The 24,624-nt window shown below is 58.3% G+C and carries 21 protein-coding genes; 9 read left to right on the top strand and 12 right to left on the bottom strand.

From position 1 onward, the window contains the following. Positions 1–111: 111 nt before the first annotated feature. The 5 genes from uvrC to K5Q35_RS17665 all read left to right on the top strand — a co-directional run bounded on the left by uvrC (position 112) and on the right by K5Q35_RS17665 (position 3,989). Positions 112–1,989: an excinuclease ABC subunit UvrC gene (gene uvrC / locus K5Q35_RS17685; protein ID WP_220800770.1), complete on the top strand. Its 1,878-nt coding sequence runs from the start codon at positions 112–114 to the stop codon at positions 1,987–1,989. A gap of 102 nt (positions 1,990–2,091) precedes the next feature. After that, entirely contained in the window at positions 2,092–2,760 is a 669-nt protein-coding gene (pgsA, locus tag K5Q35_RS17680; protein WP_220800768.1) for a CDP-diacylglycerol--glycerol-3-phosphate 3-phosphatidyltransferase, read from the top strand. Continuing rightward, positions 2,757–3,002, top strand: a complete 246-nt coding sequence (gene moaD / locus K5Q35_RS17675; protein ID WP_013960359.1) for a molybdopterin converting factor subunit 1 — start codon at positions 2,757–2,759, stop codon at positions 3,000–3,002. The genes pgsA and moaD overlap by 4 nt, the downstream gene beginning before the upstream one ends. A gap of 3 nt (positions 3,003–3,005) precedes the next feature. Continuing rightward, positions 3,006–3,449, top strand: coding sequence for a molybdenum cofactor biosynthesis protein MoaE (locus tag K5Q35_RS17670; RefSeq protein ID WP_220800762.1), 444 nt, complete (start codon positions 3,006–3,008; stop codon positions 3,447–3,449). A gap of 90 nt (positions 3,450–3,539) precedes the next feature. After that, a complete protein-coding gene (locus K5Q35_RS17665) occupies positions 3,540–3,989 on the top strand; it encodes a universal stress protein (RefSeq protein ID WP_013960361.1) in 450 nt (149 codons plus the stop codon). 12 nt (positions 3,990–4,001) lie between these two features. Here the strand turns inward: K5Q35_RS17665 and K5Q35_RS17660 are convergent, their stop codons facing one another. Genes K5Q35_RS17660 through ubiA form a run of 3 tightly spaced genes read right to left on the bottom strand, consistent with a single transcriptional unit; the run spans position 4,002 to position 7,266 of the window. Beyond that, positions 4,002–4,331, bottom strand: coding sequence for a hypothetical protein (locus K5Q35_RS17660; protein ID WP_013960362.1), 330 nt, complete (start codon positions 4,329–4,331; stop codon positions 4,002–4,004). A gap of 34 nt (positions 4,332–4,365) precedes the next feature. Next, positions 4,366–6,243 (bottom strand): OmpA family protein, encoded by a 1,878-nt coding sequence (locus tag K5Q35_RS17655; protein ID WP_220800753.1) that lies wholly within the window; start codon positions 6,241–6,243, stop codon positions 4,366–4,368. 60 nt (positions 6,244–6,303) lie between these two features. Further along, on the bottom strand, positions 6,304–7,266 hold the full coding sequence (gene ubiA / locus K5Q35_RS17650) for a 4-hydroxybenzoate octaprenyltransferase (RefSeq protein ID WP_220800752.1): 963 nt from the start codon (positions 7,264–7,266) through the stop codon (positions 6,304–6,306). On the opposite strand from ubiA, the gene K5Q35_RS17645 reads away from it, so the two are divergent. The 3 genes from K5Q35_RS17645 (at position 7,267) to K5Q35_RS17635 (ending at position 9,997) form a co-directional block, all read left to right on the top strand. Continuing rightward, on the top strand, positions 7,267–8,010 hold the full coding sequence (locus K5Q35_RS17645) for a 16S rRNA (uracil(1498)-N(3))-methyltransferase (RefSeq protein ID WP_259650573.1): 744 nt from the start codon (positions 7,267–7,269) through the stop codon (positions 8,008–8,010). It abuts the gene before it with no gap. Between the two features lie 30 nt (positions 8,011–8,040). After that, on the top strand, positions 8,041–8,562 hold the full coding sequence (locus tag K5Q35_RS17640) for a hypothetical protein (protein WP_220800744.1): 522 nt from the start codon (positions 8,041–8,043) through the stop codon (positions 8,560–8,562). A gap of 64 nt (positions 8,563–8,626) precedes the next feature. Continuing rightward, positions 8,627–9,997: a glutamate--cysteine ligase gene (locus K5Q35_RS17635; protein WP_220800742.1), complete on the top strand. Its 1,371-nt coding sequence runs from the start codon at positions 8,627–8,629 to the stop codon at positions 9,995–9,997. A 53-nt stretch (positions 9,998–10,050) separates the two neighbouring features. On the opposite strand, the gene K5Q35_RS22715 is transcribed toward K5Q35_RS17635, so the two are convergent. The 9 genes from K5Q35_RS22715 to xdhA all read right to left on the bottom strand — a co-directional run bounded on the left by K5Q35_RS22715 (position 10,051) and on the right by xdhA (position 20,856). Then, entirely contained in the window at positions 10,051–10,707 is a 657-nt protein-coding gene (locus K5Q35_RS22715; protein ID WP_259650572.1) for a VPLPA-CTERM sorting domain-containing protein, read from the bottom strand. 273 nt (positions 10,708–10,980) lie between these two features. Then, positions 10,981–11,391, bottom strand: coding sequence for a universal stress protein (locus tag K5Q35_RS17625; RefSeq protein ID WP_013960369.1), 411 nt, complete (start codon positions 11,389–11,391; stop codon positions 10,981–10,983). Positions 11,392–11,571: 180 nt separating this feature from the next. Then, a complete protein-coding gene (locus tag K5Q35_RS17620) occupies positions 11,572–12,648 on the bottom strand; it encodes a BMP family ABC transporter substrate-binding protein (RefSeq protein ID WP_220800735.1) in 1,077 nt (358 codons plus the stop codon). Positions 12,649–12,701: 53 nt separating this feature from the next. After that, a complete protein-coding gene (locus tag K5Q35_RS17615) occupies positions 12,702–13,622 on the bottom strand; it encodes an ABC transporter permease (RefSeq protein ID WP_220800734.1) in 921 nt (306 codons plus the stop codon). Continuing rightward, entirely contained in the window at positions 13,622–14,704 is a 1,083-nt protein-coding gene (locus tag K5Q35_RS17610; protein ID WP_013960372.1) for an ABC transporter permease, read from the bottom strand. Before K5Q35_RS17610 ends, K5Q35_RS17615 begins: the two co-directional genes overlap by 1 nt. 41 nt (positions 14,705–14,745) lie before the next feature. After that, entirely contained in the window at positions 14,746–16,260 is a 1,515-nt protein-coding gene (locus tag K5Q35_RS17605; protein WP_220800732.1) for an ABC transporter ATP-binding protein, read from the bottom strand. Then, positions 16,257–17,189, bottom strand: coding sequence for a xanthine dehydrogenase accessory protein XdhC (gene xdhC, locus K5Q35_RS17600; protein ID WP_220800729.1), 933 nt, complete (start codon positions 17,187–17,189; stop codon positions 16,257–16,259). The genes K5Q35_RS17605 and xdhC overlap by 4 nt, the downstream gene beginning before the upstream one ends. Then, positions 17,189–19,486 (bottom strand): xanthine dehydrogenase molybdopterin binding subunit, encoded by a 2,298-nt coding sequence (gene xdhB, locus K5Q35_RS17595; protein WP_220800727.1) that lies wholly within the window; start codon positions 19,484–19,486, stop codon positions 17,189–17,191. Before xdhB ends, xdhC begins: the two co-directional genes overlap by 1 nt. Then, the gene (gene xdhA, locus K5Q35_RS17590; protein ID WP_220800725.1) at positions 19,483–20,856 is read right to left on the bottom strand and encodes a xanthine dehydrogenase small subunit; all 1,374 of its coding nucleotides are present in this window, start codon (positions 20,854–20,856) and stop codon (positions 19,483–19,485) included. The genes xdhB and xdhA overlap by 4 nt, the downstream gene beginning before the upstream one ends. Before the next feature lie 223 nt (positions 20,857–21,079). Here xdhA and dnaE point away from each other — a divergent pair, with 223 nt between their 5' ends. Continuing rightward, the gene (dnaE, locus tag K5Q35_RS17585; RefSeq protein ID WP_220800723.1) at positions 21,080–24,604 is read left to right on the top strand and encodes a DNA polymerase III subunit alpha; all 3,525 of its coding nucleotides are present in this window, start codon (positions 21,080–21,082) and stop codon (positions 24,602–24,604) included. Positions 24,605–24,624: the final 20 nt, after the last annotated feature.

Genomic DNA, 24,624 nt, shown 5'->3' with positions numbered 1-24,624 from the left:
CGGCTGGGTGCAAGTTATCAGCAGAGTTGTCCACAGGTTCGGTGGACACCTTAAGCCTTGCAGCCACCTGCGTTACAGTGCAGCCGAAACGGGAATCATGTAAAGAGCGTTATGACAGTTAAAGTTGACACTCATCCGGAAGGCGAGGTGCTGGGCTGCGAGGTTATTCAGGGCTATCTGAAAACGCTTGATGTCTCACCGGGCGTATACCGGATGCTCGATTCTGAGAGCCGGGTGCTCTACGTCGGCAAGGCGCGCAACCTGCGCGCGCGCGTGTCGAGCTATGCGCGGCCAACTGGTCATACGCCCCGCATCGCACGGATGATATCCCTGACGGCGTCGATGATGTTTCTGACCACAAAGACAGAGACCGAAGCCCTGCTGCTTGAGCAGAACCTCATCAAACAGCTCAAGCCCAAGTTCAATGTGCTGCTGCGCGATGACAAGAGTTTTCCAAACATCCTCGTTTCTGCAGATCATGATTATCCGCAGATCAAAAAGCACCGCGGGGCGAAGAAGGAAAAGGGCAGCTATTACGGCCCCTTCGCGTCGGCGGGGGCGGTGAACAGAACGCTCAACCAGCTGCAACGCGTGTTTCTGCTGCGAGATTGTTCCAACAGCATGTTCGAGAGCCGGACGCGCCCCTGTTTGCAGTACCAGATCAAACGCTGCTCTGCGCCCTGTGTTGGCAAGATATCCCCGCAGGAATACCGGCAGACGGTCAAGGATGCGGAAAAGTTCCTGACGGGCAGAACGACGGATATTCAGGCGCGGCTTGCGCGTGATATGTCGCAGGCCTCCGAGGCGATGGAGTTTGAGCGTGCGGCAGCTTTGCGCGACCGTATCAAAGCGCTGACGCAGGTGCAGACCGCGCAGGGAATCAACCCCAAGGGCGTGGCCGAGGCAGATATCGTGGCGCTGCATCTGGAAAACGGACAGGCCTGCGTGCAGGTGTTTTTCATTCGCGCCAATCAGAACTGGGGGAACCGCGACTACTATCCGCGCGTCGGGGCGGACGTAGATGCGGCCGAGGTTCTGGAGGCATTCCTCGGTCAGTTTTATGACACCCGCGAACCGCCGCGCCAGATCATATTGAGCAGTGACATTGAAAACCCGGACCTGATGGCAGATGCCTTGTCCGGAAAGCTTGGCCGCAAAGTTGAATTGATCGTACCCAAGCGCGGTGAGAAGGCGGAGTTGATCGATGGTGCCCTGCGCAACGCCCGCGAGTCCCTTGCACGCAAGATGGCAGAGACCGCGACGCAGGCGCGCCTGATGAAAGGGCTGGCCGAAGCCTTTGACCTCAAGGCCCCGCCCGAGCGGGTCGAAGTCTATGACAACTCGCATATTCAGGGGGCCTTTGCCGTCGGTGCGATGATCGTGGCCGGGACCGAGGGGTTTTTGAAAAATCAGTACCGTAAGTTCAACATTCGCGGGGAGGATCTCACCCCCGGCGATGATTTCGGTATGATGAAAGAGGTGCTGACACGGCGCTTCAAGCGCCTCATCAAAGAGGATCCGGAACGCAAAGAGGGGCACTGGCCAGATCTGTTGCTGATCGACGGGGGCGCAGGACAGGTCAGTGCCGTGGCGTCGATCATGCGGGAGTATGGCGTTGAGGACATTCCGATGGTTGGCGTTGCCAAAGGCGTCGACCGCGATGCAGGCAAGGAAGAATTCTATCGCACGGGCAATCGCCCTTTTGCCCTGCGCCACAATGATCCGGTCCTCTATTTCATCCAGCGGATGCGGGACGAAGCGCACCGATTTGCCATTGGCACACATCGGGCCAAGCGGTCCAAGGCTGTGGGGGCCACCCCGCTTGATGATGTGCCCGGCGTTGGCGCTGCCCGCAAACGCGCGCTTCTGGCGCATTTCGGTTCGGCCAAGGCGGTTGCGCGCGCCAATCTTACTGACCTCAAGGCAGTGGACGGCGTTTCGGGCGCTTTGGCGGAAAAAATATATGACTATTTTCACGAACGCGGCTGATCTGTTCACGCCCCGTTCAGTGATTGGGGGTTTTATTGCCGTAAGCGGTATTGCACTTGGTTGTTGCTTTCACCCGCAAACCCGGCGGTGTAAGGTGTTGACATGAGAATGACTATTCCAAACCTGTTAACCATTACCCGCCTGATAGCTGCCCCGATGGTGGCGGTCATGTTCCTCTATTTCACGCGACCCTATGCGGATTGGTTCGCGTTGATCCTGTTTGTCACGGCTGCCGTGACGGACTGGTTTGACGGCTATCTTGCGCGCGCGTGGAAGCAGGAGACCAAGCTGGGCACGATGCTGGACCCGATTGCGGACAAGGCCATGGTGGTGATCGCCCTCATGGTCATCATCGGCTTTTCCAGCTGGTCGCCCTGGCTGGTTTTGCCCGCCACGGTGATACTGTTTCGCGAAGTATTTGTGTCAGGGCTGCGCGAATTTCTGGGCGATACGGCCGGCACTTTGAAAGTGACTGTATTGGCCAAATGGAAAACGACGCTTCAGATGGTTGCCATTGCGGTGCTCTTTTCGCACGGTGTCTTTGAACATTATCTGGGGATGTCCGCCTGGGGCATGGATCAGACGATGGTCGATGCTGTTTTTGCGGGTGCTGAACCGGACCTGCAAGGTTTGCGCTGGAAACACATGGCAATGGAATGGGCCGGGTCGATTGGGCTGACTCTATTGTGGATCGCGGCAGCGCTCACGTTGATAACCGGTGTGGATTATTTAATGAAAGCCATGCCGTATCTGAAGGATGACGACAAATGAATGTGCTTTATTTTGCCTGGGTTAGGGAACGTATTGGCACCCCGCGCGAGACTGTCGAGACGTCGGCGGCAACCGTGAACGATCTCGTGGCGGAACTGCGCGCCAAGGAAGAGCGTTATGCTGCGGCCTTTGCCGATACCTCGGCTTTGCGCGTCGCGATAGATCAGGAGTTGTGCGAATTTGACGCCCCGCTCGCGGGCGCAAAAGAGGTTGCGTTCTTTCCGCCCATGACCGGAGGTTGACGCATGCGGGTCGTGGTGCAGGACGCCCCCTTTGACTTTGGCCATGAGGCACAGACCTTTGCGTCAGGGCATAACAGTATGGGAGCGATTGTCACGTTTACGGGCATCGTGCGGGACACACATGAAGCCCCGCTTGAGGCGATGGAGATTGAGCATTACCCCGGCATGACCGAGGCGGCATTGACGGATATTGGCGAGCAGGCAATGTCGCGTTGGTCGCTGGGCAATGCGCTCGTCATTCACCGTCATGGCCGCTTGGTGCCGGGCGAAATGATCATGATGGTCGCAACCGCTGCACGCCACCGCAAGGATGCATTCGAAGCTGCGGAGTTTCTGATGGATTACCTTAAATCCCGCGCGCCTTTCTGGAAGCGCGAGATCACGTCCCAAGGCGCATCATGGGTTGCCGCGCGCGACGAGGACGAAGCCGCGCTGGAGCGATGGTAACCAATACGCTGTAGCGTTGATCCAAGTCATATCGCACGTAGTGCTGTTCGAGGTATAATCTTCCCATCAGAAATAGAGGGAGATTAGACGATGTTTTCGACAATTTGTGTGGGCTATGACGGTTCAGAACCTTCGGATAACGCTATTCGGATGGCCTGTGATCTGGCGACGAAATACGATTCATCCGTGCATGTCGTGCATACGCCGCATCCCGAAACTGTTGCCTTTGCCATGGGGGCTGTTGCGGGTTACCACGTTGCAACAACGATGCCCTCAGCCGAAGAAACAGCCAAATCAACGGCTGTGATGCTCGAAAAAGCCATCGAAACTGCCAAGGCTGCCGGACACACCGGTGAGATCAAAACCTATGTGGGTGAAGGCGATGCAGCGAAAGCGCTGATCGAATACGCAAACAGCGTTGACTCCGACCTGATCGTGACCGGGCGCCGTGGGCTCGGCAATCTTTCTGCGCTCGTACTGGGCAGCACGTCGCAAAACGTGGGGCATCATGCAAGCTGCGCCCATCTGACCGTAAAATAACGCGATACGCCGTCAGCCAGCCTGTTGTTTCTGGTTGACGCGTGCACGCATCTCTTCGGCTTCGTGACGGGCGTCGCGAAGCCCATCCATCGCCGCGCGCAACTCGGCTTCGGTCTGCGCAAGTTGGTTGGTCAGTTCGGCTTCGCGCTGTTGCAAGTAGGTGATCGCCTGATCGCGGGTTTCCTCCGCTTCATGCAGTTCCTGGCTCATGCGGTCCAGCTGCGCGACATCATCGGCTGCGACGCGTGAAAAACGGTGCACCAGCCAATTGGCAAACCATCCGAGGCAAAAGGCGATAAACAGCATGATTGCTGTCGCCACCACAAATTGCGGGCTGGTCATTCTACTGTCCTTTCGACGTACCGGTTGGCGCGGATTATTCGGTTTCTGTCACTGTATCGCTTTTTTCGGCAATGCTTTCCAGCGCAGATTCGCCCTCTGGCAGACTTGGTTCGGGTCGGATCAGTTTAAATTCGATGCGCCGGTTGGCCTCGCGCCCCTCTTCGGTGTCATTGTCGGCAATCGGGTTGGCCTCGCCGTAGCCCTTCGCGATGAAGTTTGATGTCAGAACCTTGCGCGCCCTCAGTTCATTCAGCACCGATTGTGCCCGCGCCTGACTGAGCGAGCGGTTCATTTCCTCGCGGCCCTGACTGTCGGTATGACCCTGCACCTCGAGTTTCAGATCCCCGCAGACCCGCAATACATCGGCGATTTGATCCATGGTGGTGAGTGCTGCCGCATCTATTGTTGCCGAACCGGGTTCAAAGTTGATTTTGCCCCCGGCCACGATGTCGGCGATCTTCATTTCGCACTCTTCGGCAGTGGGCAAGGCTGCAACAGGGTCGAGCGCTTCGACGTAGGCAATATCGACGTCAAAGGCTGCATCATTGCCCAGTTTTTCCACCATCAGTCGCGCAATTGTCTCGCTGGCCTCAGCGTTGCCGGATCGTCCCGACAAGGTGATGCGTTCGGGTGTGACCGTCACGGCCCCGCTGTTGAGAAAGCCAAGCGCTTCGATGCTGGCCAGAACGCGCGTGGACCAATCCATTGGCAGGTCCGCGACATTGCGCGTTGCCGTATAGACATTGTCCGATCCGAATTTGGCCTTTGCAAAACTGTCCGCGACATCGCGTATCGCTTCGCCCGGCATCCGACCGCGCAATTGCACCTGCCCTTCCGGGCTGAGGGTTGCAATGAACTCAGACGGGCCGCTGTCCGCATCACTTGGCGATGGCAAAACGGCGTTCAGGACAAAGACGTCTGGCAGGGTCGCTTCCAACTCGCCAATAACCCGGTCAAACAGACCCGCATCTGTCCCTTCAGCCGCAGCAAGGGTGACATCGGCATCGGAAAAAGTGACCGTCCCGTCGCCCAAGGTGTTGAGCGCGTCAATGGCGTTTACGACCGCTTCGGTCCATGAGGGGGATGGCACGCCCATGCCAACGGTGCAGCGTCCCGGACCCGTCAGCCCGGCCTTGAAAGCCGCATCCAGAATACGGCCCCTCGCCTCATCCGTATCGGCGGAGCAGGCGTCAAATCGCGTGCCGCTGCCGTCTTTCACGAATCGGAGTGTAAAGGGCGTGATCACCGGACGCGGGGCAGTGATATTCAGCGATACGCGCAGCGCGGGAGGTGCAATCCGGAACAAATGCGCCTCCATCTCGGCCTTGTCTGCGGCGCTGTCCGCAATGGCCGTTATTGAGACGCGACCGGCATCGACCGACACTTTGGCGCGCGGTAAATCCTTGATAGCGGTGATGGCATAGGCCACCGCGTCCTCCCAGCCACTTGGGGCCGGGTAGTCGGCGGTTTCCAGGAGGTCCGTGACGGGCAAGTCGCTCATTGCCGAGAACCCCTCCATGATCGCCGCGCGGTCGGTGCTTTGCGGGATCAGCCCTATAACGGAAACACCTGCGGTATTCCTGAGGACTTCGGCTGAAAACCGCGGTGCCTCCAATTCAGCGACCGCTGCCACTTCCATTTCATCGACCACGCGGGCGGCGTCCACGATCGAGCCAGCGAGGCTCAGTGCCCGGAACCGGAGCGCTTCGGTCGGTGCGACACCTGCCATCATGACCCGAAGGCCGTCGGCTTCGACTTCGGCCCAAGTCAGTCCGTTGCGATCCAGAAGATAGCGTATTTCAGTCTCTGATCTGTCTTCGATGACGTTTACCGAATAGCTTGCTGCCAGCAAGGACGCGCCTGCAGCAGTTGCAAAGGCTGTCGCAACGAGGTGAGCACGAGAAAGTGGCATATCATCCTGAAACTGTTAGAGGTTGCGCCCTTTGATACGCGGCACGCGCGCAGGTTTCAATCACAGCAGGAGCGCGATGCCAAAGAACACAAGCGGGATTATGCCGGTGTCGCGGTTCGACCGAAACAGCTGCAATAGTTTTGCGTTGTCATCGGTATCCAGACCGCGCAGCTGCCACGCCATATGCCAGCCCATGGCCCATGGCCCGCCGAGGGCGACGACAAGGGCCAGCATATTCGCGGCTGGCATGACGGCAAAGATCACGGCGACACCCATCAGCCCAACCGTCGCCATCAGAAACCGGCGCAACCATGCGGCGGTTTTGTTTCCAAAGAGCCGTGCGGTGGATTTAATCCCGATCAGCGCGTCATCTTCTGTATCCTGATGGGCATAAATCGTGTCGTAAAACAGGGTCCATGCGATACCGGCGGCGTAAAGAACAACGGCTGGCGCATCAAGCTGGCCGCTATGGGCCGTCCATGCCAAAAGCGCGCCCCAGTTGAACGCAATGCCCAAAAATACCTGTGGCCACCACGTAAAACGTTTCGCAAAAGGGTAGATCGCGACAGGCAGCAGTGCCAGGATACCAAGGCCGATTGCGGCAAGGTTGAATGTCAGCAGAATGCAGAACGCCAGCAAGGCCTGCAGGCACATCCAGATGACGGCGCCGCGCAGAGTGACCTGACCCGAGGGGATCGGGCGCGAGCGGGTACGTTCAACCTGCCCGTCAAAATCACGATCGGTGATGTCATTCCACGTGCAGCCCGCACCGCGCATCAACCAAGCGCCGAATGCGCAGCCAATGGCGATCCACAGATCGAACCAGCTGGCCTGCTGATCATAAAGCATGGATAGCGAAAGCCCCCACCAGCAGGGCAGCAGCAACAGCCATGTGCCAATCGGGCGATCCGCACGGCTGAGACGCAGATAGGGGCGCGCCGCCGCCGGGGCATAGACATCGACCCAGTTGTCTTTTGGCGCATCTGCGACCTGACCATCTGGCGCTTGGGCTGGCTCTTGCATATGTATCTCCGTATGGACCGCTCAGTCACAGCCAAAATCCGCCTCTATGTAGATCACCCTTTAGGGGAGGGGCAATCTGTTCCTGTGTCGCGCGATCAGGCACATTACCTTTTCGGCGTGATGCGTCTGGTCGTCGGCGCGCATGTTCTGGTTTTTGACGGGCAAAGCGGCGAGTGGCTGGCCGAAGTGGCACAGGCAGGTAAGCGGGCAGGGGAATTGCGTCTGCTTCGTCAGACACGGCCCCTCTTGTTGCCCCCGGACCTCTGGCTGTTGTTCGCGCCGATCAAAAAGGCCCGAACGGATTTCATTGTGGAGAAGGCCGTGGAAATGGGGGCTGCGCGGATCATGCCGGTGCAAACGGAATTTACCAATGCAGGGCGCATTCAGCGCGACAGACTGCAGGCGCATGCGGTGGAAGCTGCCGAGCAATGTGGCGGTACTTTTGTACCCAAAGTCGACGATCTTGCGCGGCTGGACCGGGTGCTGGACGGTTGGGATACCACGAGAAGTATCATGTTTTGTGATGAAGAACGTGCAGGCGAGAGCATGACACTGCCCCAAAAGGCGGGGCCATGGGCCATCCTGATCGGACCGGAGGGTGGTTTTTCGCCCCGTGAACGTGAAAAACTCGGCAGTCTTGCACATGCGCACCCCGTGTCGCTTGGGCCGCGCATCCTGCGGGCGGATACGGCGGCGGTTGCTGCATTGACCGTTTGGCAACAGGCGTTGGGGGACTGGACATGAGGGCGCATCACGACAGCGAAAGGATGCGAGATGATCCGACCTGAGGCCAAGGCGCAAATCATCCGCTGGCGCGAGGCATTGATCGGTGCGGTTGCTGTTTGCATCGGGCTTTTGTGGCTCAGTGATGCGGGTCCGCTGTTCTTGTTGCCTGCACTTGCCGCGCTTGTGGGCGGGGCGGCGCTGATCTGGATCGGGGTTCAGCGTGCCAGATTTCGCCATGCGGGTGACGGTCCGGGATCGGTGCAGGTCGATGAAGGGCAGATCACCTACTTTGGCCCTTTGACCGGTGGTGCTGTGGCGTTGCGCGAACTGACCAGCGTGACGCTTGATCACACGCATTTCCCCGCGCATTGGCGGCTGCGCGAAGATACAGCACCCGAGTTGCTTATCCCGGTGAACGCCGAAGAGGCGGAAGCGCTTTTCGATGCCTTTGCGACATTGCCCGGCCTTCGGATGGAACATGTGCTGGCCGCTTTGAAGTCGTCAGAGAAGACCACAAAGGTGATCTGGCAGCGTGGCAGGCCAGTTGACGCAAAAGCCCGGTTGCATTGACACCCGGCTAAATTCGGCCCATCCCTCTGGGGCAATGTGAATTAAAACAGACGGAGCCTCCCCTATGTCTATCCCTCAGTCTGGCGGCGGCCCAATTACGTCATACGACCAGATGGTCAGCTATCTGGCCAGCGGCTGTAAGCCCAAGGAAGAATGGCGGATCGGCACAGAGCACGAGAAATTCGGCTACTGCAAGGATACCCTGTTGCCTTTGCCCTATGAGGGGGATCGCTCCATTCGGGCCGTGCTCGAAGGGTTGCGCGATACCTTCGGCTGGGCACCGGTTTCTGAGGACGGCAAGATCATCGGCCTTGAAAAGGACGGCGCGAATGTCAGCCTTGAACCCGGCGGCGCACTGGAACTATCCGGCGCACCGCTCGAGACGATCCATGAGACATGTGATGAGGTCAACATCCACCTGCGCGAAGTGAAAGAGGTCGCCGACCGGATCGGCGTGGGTTTCATCGGGCTGGGTGCTGCCCCCATCTGGACGCATGAGCAGATGGATCTGATGCCCAAGGGGCGTTACAAACTGATGAATGACTACATGACCAAGGTCGGCACGATGGGCCGTGTCATGATGCGGCGTACCTGCACGGTTCAGGTTAATCTGGATTTCGGCTCCGAAGCGGACATGGTTCAGAAGATGCGCGTCGCACTTGCGTTGCAGCCTGTTGCAACTGCGCTTTTTGCCAACTCACCTTTCTTTGAGGGCAAGTTGAACGGCCATAAATCCTGGCGCTCGCGCGTGTGGCGCGATCTGGACGCGGCACGCACGGGTATGCTTCCCTTTGTTTTTGAGGAGGGTTTCGGGTTTGAGCGCTGGGTCGAATATGCCTTGGATGTGCCGATGTATTTCGTTTACAGGGATGGCAAATACATTGACGCACTCGGCTTGTCTTTTCGCGACTTCCTTAAGGGTGAATTGTCAGCACTGCCGGGGGAGATTGCGACATTGTCCGACTGGGCGGACCACTTAACAACAGCATTTCCCGAAGCACGGATGAAGAAATACATCGAAATGCGCGGTGCGGATGGCGGTCCGTGGCGCAGGCTTTGTGCGCTGCCGGCGTTTTGGGTTGGGTTGATGTACGACCAGTCAGCGCTTGATGCCGCATGGGACCTTGTCAAAGGGTTTGACGCCGAGACGCGCGAAGAATTGCGAGTTGCTGCGTCGGTTGATGGCCTTCAGGCACAGGTTAACGGCATCAGCATGCATGATCTGGCGCGTGAAGCAGTCGCGATCAGCCAATCAGGCCTTGCCGCGCGCGCACGGCCCGGTGCCGGGGGCATGGTGCCGGATGAAACGCATTTCCTGAACGCGCTGCATGAGAGCATCGAGACCGGTAAAACATCCGCTGATGAACTGCTTGATCACTATCATGGCGACTGGAACGGCGATCTGACGCGCATCTACAGCGAGTATTCATACTGAACGCAAAAAAAGCAGCCCCGAAGGGCTGCTTTTTCGTAGACTACTTGGATATGTTACGCAGCTTTGCGGCGGCGCATCCAAGCGAAAGTTCCAAGACCGGCCAGCAGCAGGGGCAGGCCTGCAGGCAGCGGCACGGTTGACGGCAAGCTATCACCAGTGACTTTCAATACTGATGGGTCGCTGTTGGTCGCTGCGTAGAGCAGGTTCCATTCGCCACCATTAAAGCCTAGAGCGGCTGTATCAACAACCGTGGTCGGCGCGGACTTTTCAGCAATTTCAACGCCGTCATCAAAGACCGAGATGCCGTCATCATGTGAGATCATCGAGTCGAAACCACTTGCGAATACACCAAAAATGTCGAACCACGTCGTTCTGGCTGTACCGTTGGAGATGCTCGGTTCGCTCAGCGTTAAACCACCAATGGGATTGTTCAGTGTATACGTTCCACCACCGGTGTTGAGCCAGCTTTCGATTGTCGTCGCTGTACCGTTGTTCGTGCTGAAATCCAAATCGCCTGTATATGTGATTGTGTCGAGTAGCGTACTGTTGCTACCACCCAGGTTTGACTTCAACGCGCTGGACTGCGCCGAGTTCAAACCAGTGCCCTGATAGATATCGATGGTAAAAGTACCGTTGAGCGTTGCAGCAGTTGCCTGTGCAACAAAACCAACGGACACGATTGCCGCAGCTATAATTGATTTTTTAAACATTGCTTGTTCGCCTTAACTTGAAGTTAAAAATAGTTTTAGTGGAGTGTTTGAAGTGCAGTCGATCTGCACCAAACACATGATATTAGCTTTTTATTAACCAATATTGTCCCTCTTTCATAGAGAGGGTTCTAGCACTGGTTGAGATCTGGACGATTATTTTAATAATTAATTAGAAAACTCGGATTTCTTTTCCAGTAATGCCGGTTTTCTAATCAATTCACGCGCATCTCAAGTTACAGGTTAAGCTGATCGTGTAGCGCTATTGTCTTTGGTTCAGCGCAAAATATGCACGCCGCATTTTGCGTGGCGCACGACCCTCGCCGCGGTCGAGCCCAGAAAGTAGTCCTCGAACCCCGGTTTGTGGGACGCGATGACAATGCAATCTGCTTCATGCGTTTTGCTGTATTGCAAAATACTTGTGTAGGCGTGGCCATGTACGACGGCAAATGCACAGTCTGCCGTCAAACCCTTGGCCATTTCGTTCAGCCCTTCCACAGCGTCTTTTTCATGCTGCTCCTTCAACCCTTCGGGCAGGTAGGTTGTTGCGTAAGAAGGCACTTCTTCCATGACGTGTAGCAGTGTTATTTTTCCGCCCTCTTCCAACAGTTGCTGGGCAACTTTCAAAGACTGTGCACTGCGTTCGCCATGATCGAATACGACTGGAACGATGATATTGGTGTACATTTCAACTTCTCCTTTAAGTTAATTGAACTTTACACCACCGCTCAGTGGTAAGCCTTGATCAGGATCAGATTGCAGACGTTTTACGCGCTTTTGTGTGTCGGCTGACCGCATAAATCCACGCGCATAAAAAAGCCCCGGAGGAGTTCTCCGAGGCTTTGTTTTCGCGGTTATGATCCGGGGTTATTGCGGAATGTCTCCGGTGACACCCTCAACATAAAAGTTCATGCCAGCAAGGGTTCCGTCGTCTGCGGTTTCACCTTCCGCCAACCAGACGGACCCGTCCTGCTTGTTGATCGGGCCAGTGAACGCGTGATATGACCCGTCAGCCAAGGATGCCTTGAGGGCCATTGCTTCTTCTTTGACATTCGCGGGAACCGCATCTGTAATCTCGCCGATGCCAACCATGCCATCACCGATACCGTGCCATGTGTCGACACTTTCCCAGGTGCCATCCATGACCGCTCTGGTCCGCGCGATATAGTAGTCACCCCATTCGTCCAGAATCGCGCTGACGCGCGGGAATGGCGCATAGGCGGACATATCCGAAGCCTGCCCAAAGGTGATCACATTGCCGGCCTCCTGAGCCGCCGCATGCGGTGCTGTGGAGTCGGTGTGCTGCAAAATCACGTCTGCGCCCTGTTCGATAAGGGCTGTGGCCGCGTCGGCCTCTTTCGCAGGGTCAAACCATGTGTAGACCCAGATGATCTTGAACTCCACATCTGGGTTCACCTTGGAAGCGTGAAGATAGGCAGAGTTTATACCGCGAATAACTTCCGGGATGGGAAAGGACGCGATGTATCCGACGATATTGCTTTCGGTCATGCTGCCTGCAATGTGGCCCTGCACGGCACGCCCCTCGTAAAAACGGGCGGAATAGGTCGACACATTGGGGTGCAGGCGTTTGTAACCGGTCGCATGTTCGAATTTCACGTCGGGGAATTTGGCCGCTACATTGTTGGTGGGATCCATATAGCCAAAGGAGGTGGTGAAAATCAGATCCGCACCATTAAGCGCCATCTGCGTCATGACACGTTCTGCGTCCGGGCCTTCAGCGACGCTTTCGACAAAGACCGTTTCAACGGCATCGCCGAACTCGGCCTCGACCTGTTGACGGGCCTGATCATGCGTAAAGGTCCAGCCACCGTCGCCAACGGGGCCCACGTAGACAAAACCTACTTTGGTTGTGTCCTGCGCCACCGCTGCGGTGGCCAGGCCAAGCGCTAAGGCAGCACTGGCCAGTAGGGTTGTAATTTTCATAGTCAGGTCTTCCCCATGTTAAACCGCCCCTGTGCCGGAGCGCTGATATGCCTCTAGCTTGAGGCGTGAAACGTCCGGCCCAATGAACCGGGGGCAGCGCTCTTATCCGCAGACAGGATAACGAGCACAACGATTGTAATAACGTAGGGCGACATTGCCAGATATTCGACCGGAATGGCAACGCCAGCTCCCTGCAAATTAAGCTGTAACTGGCTGATTCCGCCAAAAAGATAGGCACCCAGCAGCACACGCCATGGCTTCCAACTGGCGAATACCACCAGTGCGAGAGCGATCCACCCGACACCTGCCGTCATCCCTTCGGTCCACTGAGGCACCCGGATCAGGCTGATGTAGGCACCACCCATCCCCGCACAAGCCCCGCCAAACATGATCGCCAGCGTTCTGATGCGCACAACCTTGTATCCCAGAGCATGGGCCGCGTCATGGTTTTCGCCCACAGCGCGCAGAACGAGCCCTGCACGGGTAAATTTCAGTGTCGCCCAGACTGCAGCCACCAAGCCGATCCCAAAGTACAAAATGGGATCGTGCGACAACAAAATCGGGCCGATAAGCGGGATGTCCGCCAGAAAACCAAAATTCACATCGGGCATGCGTGGTGGTTTAATGCCAACGTATCCCTGACCCAAAAGCGCCGAGAGGCCCAATCCAAAAAGCGTTAGCGCCAGCCCGGACGCAACCTGATTGGCCAATGTCACCTGTGTCAGGAAGGCAAAAAGCAGGCTCAACATCGCGCCGCCGAGGGCCGCTGCGATAAAACCGACCACCGGGGACCCGGTTTCAACCGCAATCGCAAAGCCACAGATGGCACCGACGATCATCATGCCCTCGACGCCGAGGTTCAGGACACCTGCACGTTCGGCGACCAATTCACCGGTGGCGGCCAGCAAAATCGGGGTCGCGGCACTCATCAAGGCGGCGATCAGCAGGATCGGGTTGATGGCAGACAGATCCATTATGCAACCTCCGTCCGGCCAAAGCGCAGCCGGTAATTGGTGAAAAGATCAAGCGCCAGAAGGAAAAACAACAACATCCCCTGAAAGACCTGAATGGCGGCGGCGGGCAGGCCCAATTGGCCCTGTGCGATGTCGCCGCCGATATAGGTCAGCGCCATCAAAAGCCCGGCCAGCACGATGCCGACAGGGTGCAAACGCCCCAAAAACGCGACGATGATGGCCGTGAAGCCGTAGCCCGCGTTGAAATCGATGCCGACCTGACCGGCGGGTCCTGAGACCTCAAAAAGCCCGGCAAGGCCCGCCAGCATGCCCGATGTGCCGAGGCAAAAGATGATCAGCCGCTTTGGGTTCACACCAGAAAAACGCGCGGCACGCGGTGCTTCACCGGTGACGCGGATGGCAAAGCCGAGCCGGTGGCGGGCCAGAAGAACATAGGCAAAGATTACCGCAATCATCGCCGCAACGACGCCCCAGTGCATGCCCGTATTCGCGATCAGATCGGCATTATGGGCAGATGGATACTGTTGCAGGTTGCGACTGCCGGGAAAGCCCATGCCTTCGGGGTTTCTCAATAATCCCAGTGACATGGAGGCAAGAAATTGCTCTGCTACATAGACCAGCATCAGCGAGACGAGAATTTCGTTTGTGCCAAATTTGACCTTGAGCAATGCTGGGATCATGGCCCAGATCCAGCCACCAAAAGCACCGGCCAGAACCATCGCAGGAAAGATCAGAACACTTTCCGCCGGGTAAAATGCCAACCCGACACCCGCCCCGAACAGCGCGCCCATGATATATTGCCCCTCGGCCCCGATGTTCCATATCCCTGCTTTGAAACCGAGGCTGAGGCCAATCGCGATCAGCACAAGCGGCGCGCCTTTGATCAATAATTGCGGGCGGTAGAAAAACGAGAACTCGCCAAATAGTGGCTCCCAGAAAATCGTGATGATGGATTCGACCGGGTCCTTGCCCAAGGCTGCAAACAGGAGTCCGCCGAAAAAGAATGTGGCAAGCACGGCCAGAACAGGGGTTGCATAGGCAAAGAGGCGGCTGGGCTGGGGGCGTTTTTCAAGCCTGAGCATGTCGGACCCTTATCTGGCGCATTGGTGTTTGGTTCTGCGGGCTAAACATGCGCCACCTCCATCCCGTGTGCGCCGCCCATCATCAGGCCGATCTGTTCAACCGTGAGCCCTTTGGTGGGGCGCGGCGTCGACAGGCGACCCTCGTTCAGCGCGGCGAAGTGATCGGAAATCTCCATCAACTCATCAAGGTCCTGACTGATGACGATGACAGCGGCATTACCTTCGGCCAGATCCAGCAGCGCTTGCCGGATCGCGGCAGCGGCAGAGGCATCAACGCCCCATGTCGGCTGATTGACCACAAGGACTTCGGGGCGCTGCAACACCTCGCGGCCGATCACGAATTTCTGCAGGTTGCCGCCCGACAGCGAGCGCGCGGCGTTTTCCGGACCCGGCGTGCGTACATCGAAAGCGTCGATGATACGTTCGGCAAAGCTGCGCGCGGCGGGCCAGTTGAGAAACCCGTTCTGTTCCAGTTTCTCGCGCGCCGCCCCCGTTAGCATGGCGTTTTCGGTCAGTGACATATCCGGGGCTGCCGCATGGCCCAAGCGCTCTTCAGGGGCGGCCAGTATGCCCAGCTTTCGCCGCGCGTTTGGCCCTGCTTTGCCGATATCCGTGTCGCGAAAAAGAACCATGCCCGGATCGGCGAGTGTCTCACCGGATAAGGCCGCCAGCAGTTCATCCTGTCCATTTCCGGCCACACCCCCAATGCCGAGGATTTCGCCTTGCCGCAAGGTCAGTGTGATATCGCGCAGCGGCATGCCAAAGGCGGAAGGCGCTGGCCGTGACAGGTTCTTCAGGTGCAACAAGGGTTCTCCCAAGGCCACGCCGGACCGTTTCGGGGTGGTCAGCACCTTGCCCACCATCATTTCCGCCATGTCGCGTGCGCTGGTGTCGCGTGGGATGCAATCGCCCACCACCTTGCCCAAGCGCAGTATCGTGGCAGCATCACAGAGAGTTCGGATCTCTTCGAGTTTGTGGGAGATATAAAGGATCGATGTGCCCTCAGCACTCAGGGTACGCAATGTCTCAAACAGGATATCAACCTCCTGCGGGGTCAGGACCGACGTGGGTTCATCCATGATCAACAGCTTGGGCGCTTGCAACAGACACCGAATGATTTCAACGCGTTGCCGCTCACCTGCCGATAGATCACCGACGATGCGATCCGGCGAGAGCGGCAGACCGTATGTATCCGAAACCCTGCGGATCTGTTCGGACAGCGCCCCCATTTTCGGGGCGTCTTCCATGCCCAGAGCGATGTTTTCCGCCACGCTGAGGGCATCGAAAAGCGAAAAGTGCTGGAACACCATGCCGACACCGGCAGCACGGGCCGCGCGGGGTTCGGGAGGTGAAAAAACCTCTCCGTGCAGGCGCATGTCGCCTGTGTCGGGTTTGACCAGGCCATATATCATCTTGACCAGCGTGGATTTGCCCGCGCCGTTTTCGCCAAGCAATGCGTGGACTTCACCCGGTTCGATCTGGAGCGAAACGCTGTCATTGGCCAGCACGCCCGGATAGGCTTTGGTCAGACCCTGCAAAGATAAAAGGGGTGTCATGCGTATCCTTCCATGCGGGCAGCGCCCGATGTGTGGCGCAGCAGATCCGCCGCCACCCCTAGGGCAATAACATGTGGGTGTTTGCCGAGGGACGGATCACCAATCGGGCAAGTGATACGGTCAATCGACGCACCGCTATGCCCCAATCCCTTGAGCCGGGATTTGAAACGCGCCCATTTGGTGGCCGACCCGATTAGCCCGGCAGAGGCAAACCCGTGGTGCAACAGCCGATGGCAGAGCTCCAGATCCAGATCATGCGAAAAGGTGACGATGATATGTTCAGCCTGTTGCGGTGCATAGGCGACAAGCCGTTCGGGGCGTGCTGCGGTTAATGTGGTGACTGCGTCGGGGATATGGTCGGGAAAGCGGCCCGCAGTCACGTCCACCCATGTCAGTCTGACGCCGGGCAAAGGGGCCAGCACCGATATCAGGGCGCGACCCACATGGCCCGCGCCCCAGATCCAGATGTCGCGGGTGGGCGTGGTTACGGGTTCAACCATCCAGCCCGAGACCAGCGCAGGTTCCGGCAGCACGCCCGTGTTGCGCGCGGTCGTTTTGATCCGGGCGACGGGCAGCGGCATGTCGCCGGGGCCGCGGGCTATCACATCCTCTTGCAAGGCCTCGGCAGCGGCCAGATCAAAGCTCTCGGTCACGATATCAACCGATCCGCCACAACACTGTCCCATATCAGGGCCCAATGCGTGGCGTGTGATGTTGAAATAGCCGGGTGAGGCTATGTCGCGCGCGGCCGTCATAAGCGCATGTTCCAAGGCGCCGCCACCGATCGTTCCGGAAGCGCCCGCGCGCCAGACCAGCATGGCGGCACCCACCTCACGCGGGGCCGATCCGCGCACGCGCGCCACGACGACGCGCGTCACGAGGCCGTGGTGTTTGCACGCGTCGATCATGGCAGAGCGGTCAAATGACATTAGTCCCAAACCTCTTTGCGGGTGCGTTTTATCGCCTTTAAAATTGCCTCGGCAGTCGCCGGGGCCTGCAGGTCCGCATAGGCCGGGCCACAGGATTGAACCGCTTGCGACAGGGCGGAAAATGCCGAAATGCCCAGCATCAAAGGGGGTTCTCCCACGGCTTTTGAACAATAAACGGTGTTTTCCTTGTTGGGCGCGTCCCAGAGCGAGACGTTGAACACATCGGGTCGATCCGAACAGGCGGGGATCTTGTAGGTGGAGGGCGCATGGGTGCGCAAACGGCCCTGATCGTCCCAGATCAGTTCCTCGGTTGTCAGCCATCCGACGCCCTGCACATAGCCACCCTCAACCTGCCCGATATCAAGGCTGGGGTTCAGGGAGGCGCCTACGTCATGGATAATATCGGCGCGCAGTATGCGGTTTTCCCCGGTCAGCGTATCGACCGCAACCTCTGTCGCCGCGACGCCATAGGCAAAGTAAAAGAACGGGCGGCCCTTGCCCTTGATCCTGTCCCATTCCAGTTTCGGCGTCTTGTAAAACCCGGTCGCAGATAGGCTGACCCGTGCGAGATATGCCTTTTGCGCGACATCCGCAAAACTGTATTCAGCACCGGAAACTGACACGATGCCATCCCTGAACACCACATCCGCCGGATCGCATTGATGCTCCTGCGCCAGTAGATCGGCCATACGGCCTCGAATGGTATCGCAGGCCGCCTGTACGGCCATCCCATTCAGATCGCTCCCCGAAGAGGCAGCGGTTGCGGAGGTATTGGGCACTTTGGCGGTATCTGTCGCGGTGATCTTGACCTGTGCGGTGTCGATGCCAAAGCGCGCAGCGGCGACCTGCGCCACCTTTTGAAACAGCCCCTGACCCATTTCCGTGCCACCATGGTTCAGATGCACTGACCCATCCTGATAGACATGCACCAATGCGCCCGCCTGATTAAGATGCGTAAGCGTAAAGGAAATACCGAATTTGACCGGTGTCAGGGCGATGCCCTTTTTGATCCAGCGGTTTTCTGCATTCCACTGTGCGACCGCCTGCACGCGCGCGTCATAGTCACAGTCTGTGCGCAGCCGGGCGATCATTTCCGGGACAATGAAGTCTTCGACCGTTTGGCCATAAGGGGTTTGATTGCGCGCCAACGCACCGGGTGCTGCGTAAAAATTCCGGTGCCGCACATCGAGCGGGTCGAGATCAAGGGTGGCTGCGATATGGTCCATGACCCGCTCAATCCCCAGCATCCCTTGCGGGCCGCCAAACCCCCGAAAGGCCGTCGCGCTTTGGGTGTTTGTTTTCAGCCTGTGGCTGGTGATGCGCACGGCAGGCAAGTAATAGGTGTTGTCCGCGTGCAGCATCGCGCGATCCGCCACCGGCAGGGACAGGTCCTGCGCCCATCCGCAGCGCGCAAGGTGTGTGAAATCAATGGCGGCAATTCGACCACGGGCATCAACGCCAACCTTGTATTCGACACGGAAATCGTGCCGCTTGCCGGTGATAACCATATCATCATCACGATCGTATCGCATCTTGCAGGGGCGGCGTAACATGTCTGCCGCCACGGCGCAGGCAACGGCCAAGGCATTGCCCTGGCTCTCTTTTCCGCCGAAACCACCGCCCATGCGCCGGGTTTCGACCCGGACCGCATGCATGGGCACGCCCAAGGCTTCGGCGACCTTATGTTGGATTTCGGTGGGGTGCTGGGTAGAGCTGCTGACCAGCATATCGCCGCCTTCCTGCGGGAAAGCGATAGCCGCCTGACCTTCGAGGTAGAAATGCTCCTGACCGCCGATGTCAAGCTGCCCTTCGATCACATGTTCTGCCGCGGCGAAACCGTCGCCAAGGTCGCCGCGTTCATAGATGCGCGGGCCGTCTTCAAAGCGGCTGTTTGCTTTGAGCGCGTCATCAACCGTCAGCAGCGCGGGCAGGGCTTCGATCTCGATCTCGCCAAGGCGTGCGGCGTGCCGTGCTGCCAGATGCGAGGTGGCCACGACGAGGAAAATCGGCTGGCCCACATAGTGAACCACCCCTTGCGCGAGCAAAGGTTCATCGTGGGCGGCGGGGGAGACATCATTCGTGTGGGGCAGATCCTCTGCGGTCAGAACCGCGACAACCCCTTGCGCCTGTCCCACAGGGTCAAGGTTCATACCCGTTACTTTGCCATGGGCGACCCTAGACACGCCGAATGCAAGATGCAGCGTGTCGGTGGGGCTGGGGATATCATCAACATAGCGGGCATCGCCGGTCACATGCAGGCGCGCAGCATCATGGGGAAGCGGTTTGGCGACGCTCATGGGGCCACCTCAAGCACGGATGTGGTGATGCCCTGATCCTCAAGCCAATAGCGGTGCAGCATGTTTTGCGCTGTCATCATACGGTATTGCGCGCTGGCGCGCATGTCGCTCATCGGTTCGAAGTCCGCGCTGAGAGCCGCCATTGCAGCGGTGACGCTGGCCTCGGACCATTCGGCACCTTGTAGTGTGGCCTCTGCCTGCGATGCGCGTTTTGGCGTGCCCGCCATGCCACCAAAGGCCAGCCGTGCCTGCGCAACACGCCCGTTTTCCACGGTGATCGAAAAGCACCCGCACAGGGCGGAGATATCCTGATCAAACCGTTTGGAAAGCTTGTAGCACCGCAATCGGTCTGGCTGATGCGGAAGGGTGATTTTCTCGACAAACTCGCCGGGGGCGCGGTCCTGTTTGCCATACTCCAGAAAGAAATCCTCAAGCAGCATGCTCCGGCGCGCCGCCCCACGGCGCAAATGCAGCACCGCCCCCAGTGCGATCAATGCAGGCGGGCCATCCCCGATCGGGGAGCCATTGGCGATGTTCCCGCCGATGGTGGCCGCATTGCGCACCTGCACAGATCCATAGCGTCGGATCAGGGCTGCAAAGGACGGGTGCGGGTCTGCCATCGCGGTTTCCAGATCGCTCAATGTGACCGCCGCGCCGATCTCGATCCCGTCATCGGTTGATGTGATCGCCCGCAGGTCAGCGCAGTTGTTCAGAAAGGCGACCTGACCAAGATCACGGAAGTCCTTGGTGACCCACAAGCCCACATCCGTGGCCCCGGCGATCAACGTGCCATCCGGGTGTTGCATGTACCATTCGGCCAAAGCGTCCGAAGTCTTTGGTTGCGCATGACCCGCAGCGGATACGAGCGGCGAAGGGTCGGGGGAGGTGTCCTGCATATGGGGTGGCACGGCCGCATCGCGGGCGGCCTCGCAGGCGCGGATGATCGGCGCATAGCCGGTGCAGCGGCACAGGTTCCCGGAGAGTTGCACATCGTCATCGCTCGCCCCATTGAGATGCGCCGTCGCCATGGAGACCACGAAACCGGGGGTGCAAAACCCGCATTGGCTGCCGTGATGGTCGATCATCGCCTGTTGCACCGGGTGCAGCGTTCCGCAGGGCGCAGATATCCCCTCGACGGTGCGCAGGGCTTTGCCGTTGATCTGCGGCAGGAACAGGATGCAGGCGTTCAGCGCTCTGGCGCCGGTTTCATCCGTCACCATGACGGTGCACGCGCCGCAGTCGCCTTCGTTACAGCCTTCTTTCGTGCCGGTCAGCCTTTTATGATCCCGCAACCAATCCAATACTGTCGTTGTCGGCGATACATCCGAGAGCGTTACAGTTTCTCCGTTCAGGCGAAACGTGATGTTCATTCAGTCAGATCCGCCGCGTTACTTCAGACCCTTGGGTGTGCCTTGCGTTCGATGCGGCGTAGAACAGCAGGCGGTCGACAATTGCCGACGCTATTCAAGCAAGCCGGGTGTGGCAAGAAAAAATATAGGTGACAAAGCCGTCTTTCAGGGCTGTGCTGAAAATATGATCTTGGCGTGTCTGTGCTCTCTGGCAGCGCTGCGCGCGCTGGCATAGGGTGTCTTCATGAGCACACATCCCCGATTCATTCACCTGCGCACCCACTCCGAATACTCACTGCTGGAGGGGGCTTTGCGCCTGAAAAAACTCCCCGCTTTATGCCGTGATGCGGGCATGCCTGCTTTGGCGTTGACGGATAAAAACAACATGTTTGCCGCACTGGAGTTTTCAGTCGCCATGTCCGGGGCAGGCGTTCAGCCCATTCTGGGCTGTCAGGTCGATGTGGCCTATGTCACCGCGCAGCCCGGTGAGAGGGAACGCGCGCCCGCACCCGTGGTTTTGCTGGCCCAGAACGAGACAGGGTACGAGAACCTGATGCGTCTGAATTCATGCCTTTATATCGATAAGGGCGGGGCCTTGCCGCAGGTGACCCTGTCGGAACTCGAAATCAATGCAGGCGGGATTATCTGTTTGACGGGCGGGCCGGATGGGCCTGTCGGGCAACTCTTGCAACTTGGTCAGATGCCTGCCGCGCAGGCGCTGATGGACCGGCTGAAAGCGGCGTTTCAGGACCGGCTCTATGTCGAATTGCAGCGCCATCCGGGCGAGTCCGGCCAGCCGGAAAAGGAACGGTTGACTGAGCGCGGCTTTGTAGAGATGGCCTATGCGATGGACCTGCCGCTGGTTGCGACCAATGACGTCTATTTCCCGAAATCAGATATGTATGAGGCGCATGATGCGTTGATTTGTATTGCAGAGGGCGCTTACGTCGATCAGCAGGATGACCGTCGCCGTCTGACCAATCAGCATTATTTCAAGTTTCAATCGGAGATGATCGCTCTGTTTGCGGACCTGCCGGAAGCCATTGAGAACACTGTTGAGATCGCCAGACGCTGCGCCTTTCAGGCGTATCGGCGCGACCCCATTCTGCCCAAGTTTGCAGATGACGAGGTCGAGGAACTGCGCAAACAAGCACATGCAGGTCTCAAGGCGCGGCTGGAGGTTATACCTCATGCCACAAGCGTCGAAGACTATACAAAACGGCTCGATTTCGAACTTGGCATTATTGAGGGCATGGGCTTTCCCGGCTATTTCCTGATCGTTGCGGATTTCATCAAATGGGCCAAGGAGCAGGGGATACCCGTGGGGCCGGGCCGGGGGTCGGGCGCGGGAAGCCTTGTGGCCTATGCGCTGACGGTCACGGACCTTGATCCGCTACGCTACAACCTGCTGTTTGAGCGGTTCTTGAACCCGGAACGTGTGTCTATGCCGGACTTTGACATCGATTTCTGTATGGATCGGCGGGAAGAGGTCATCCGGTACGTTCAGGAAAAATATGGCCGCGACAAGGTGGGACAAATCATCACTTTTGGTGCGCTTTTGTCAAAGGCTGCGGTGCGCGATATCGGCCGTGTTCTGCAAATGCCCTACGGTCAGGTGGACCGTCTGTCCAAGATGATACCCGTCGAGGGCGTCAAGCCCGTGTCGATCGAAAAGGCACTGGCGGATGAGCCGCGCCTGCGCGAGGAAGCCAAAAACGAAGAGGTCGTGGCGCGGCTGCTGAACTATGGCCAGCAGGTCGAGGGGCTGTTGCGCAACGCGTCCACCCACGCCGCCGGGGTTGTGATCGGCGACAGGCCGCTCGATGCTTTGGTGCCGCTTTATCAAGACCCAAGGTCTGAAATGCCCGCCACCCAGTTCAACATGAAATGGGTGGAACAGGCAGGGCTGGTCAAATTCGATTTTCTGGGCCTCAAGACACTGACCGTGATCCAGAACGCGGTTGAGCAGATCATGGCATCGGGCAGGCCGCTGCACGTTGCCGCCGACAGAACGGAGCTTTACGCCCCCGCAGCAGGCACGGAAAACGACATCAATGCGATCCCGCTGGATGATGAGCGGTCCTACAAGCTTTATGCCAGCGCCAAGACGGTGGCTGTGTTTCAGGTGGAAAGCTCGGGCATGATGGATGCGCTCAAGCGGATGAAACCCACTTGTATCGAGGATATCGTCGCACTTGTGGCGCTTTATCGTCCCGGCCCGATGGAGAACATCCCGACCTATTGCGAGGTCAAGAACGGGCTGCGCGCGCTTGAATCCATCCACCCGCTGATCGACGATATCCTCGAAGAAACGCAAGGCATCATCGTCTATCAGGAACAGGTGATGCAGATCGCGCAGGTCATGGCGGGCTATAGCCTTGGCGGCGCGGACCTCTTGCGCCGCGCCATGGGTAAAAAGATCGCCGAAGAAATGGCCAAGGAACGCCCCAAGTTCGAAAAGGGCGCGGTGGCCAATGGCGTCGACAAAGACAAGGCGCGCGAAGTCTTTGACCTGCTTGAGAAATTCGCCAACTACGGGTTCAACAAATCGCACGCGGCGGCCTATGCGGTGGTCAGTTACCAGACGGCTTGGCTCAAGGCGAACCACCCGGTGGAATTCATGGCCGGTGTCATGAATTGCGATATCCACCTGACCGATAAGCTGGCGATCTATTTTGAAGAGGTGCGCAAGCGGCTGGAACTGCCATGGGTGCCGCCCTGCGTGAACCGCTCTGCCGCGACGTTCAAGGTTGAGGAGGGCGCGTTAATCTATGCGCTCGGTGCGCTCAAGAACGTGGGCGTCGAAGCCATGAAACTGATCACAGAGGGGAGGGGCGACAAACCCTTTGCCACGCTCTTTGATCTGGCGCGGCGGGTTGACCTCAAACGTGTGGGCAAACGCCCGCTTGAGATGCTCGCGCGCTCCGGGGCGTTTGACGCATTGGACGCCAATCGGCGGCGCGTCTTTGGGGCGTTGGATGCGCTGGTGAATTACTCAGCGGCGATCCATGAGCAGAAAGCCTCCAATCAGGTGTCTCTCTTTGGCGAGGCGGGCGATGATCTGCCCGAACCGCGCCTGCATCCGGTGGACGACTGGCAACCCGCCGAACGGCTCAGCGAGGAATTCAAGGCGGTCGGCTTCTACCTCTCTGGCCACCCGCTTGATGATTACATGGGTCAGCTGAAACGCAAATGGGGCAATGACCGCGGCGTGCCGTTCATGACCCTTGATGAGCTGACTGAAAAAGTCACCGAACGGGGGGCTATGAATGCGCGCCTTGCGGGTATCGTCGCCGGTCGGCAGGAACGTAAATCGGCGCGTGGCAACCGCTTTGCCTTTGCGCAGATGTCGGACCCGACCGGTGCCTATGAGGTGACGCTGTTTTCTGACACGCTGGAGGCGGCCCGCGATCATCTTGAGGCCGGTTCAAAGATCGTCGTCACGATTGAGGCGACGATGGAATCTGATCAACTTAAACTGCTGGGCCGCTCGGTCGGGCCGATTGACGCCGCGACGGCAGATGTCAGCAGCATGGGGCTCAAGGTTTTTGTCGACGCACCCGAAGCGGTGGCTGCCGTTGCAACGGTGCTCGAAGGTGCGGGCCGCGCGGTCAAGGGCCGTGCGCAGGGACCGGTCATGCTGTGCCTGATGGGGGCGGATTTGCCGGGCGAGGTCGAGGTTGAACTGGGGCAGGATTTCATCGTGAACCCGCAGATCAAGGGCGCGATCAAATCCCTCTCCGGCGTGCTGGAGGTTGAGGAAATCTGATGGCGTTTTGCGTTTGCATC

Source organism: Roseobacter sp. OBYS 0001 (assembly GCF_019654895.1).
GTDB classification, from domain to species: domain Bacteria; phylum Pseudomonadota; class Alphaproteobacteria; order Rhodobacterales; family Rhodobacteraceae; genus Roseobacter; species Roseobacter litoralis.
The sequence above is the reverse complement of the archived record's forward strand: the minus strand, read 5'-3'. Positions and strand labels throughout refer to the sequence as shown.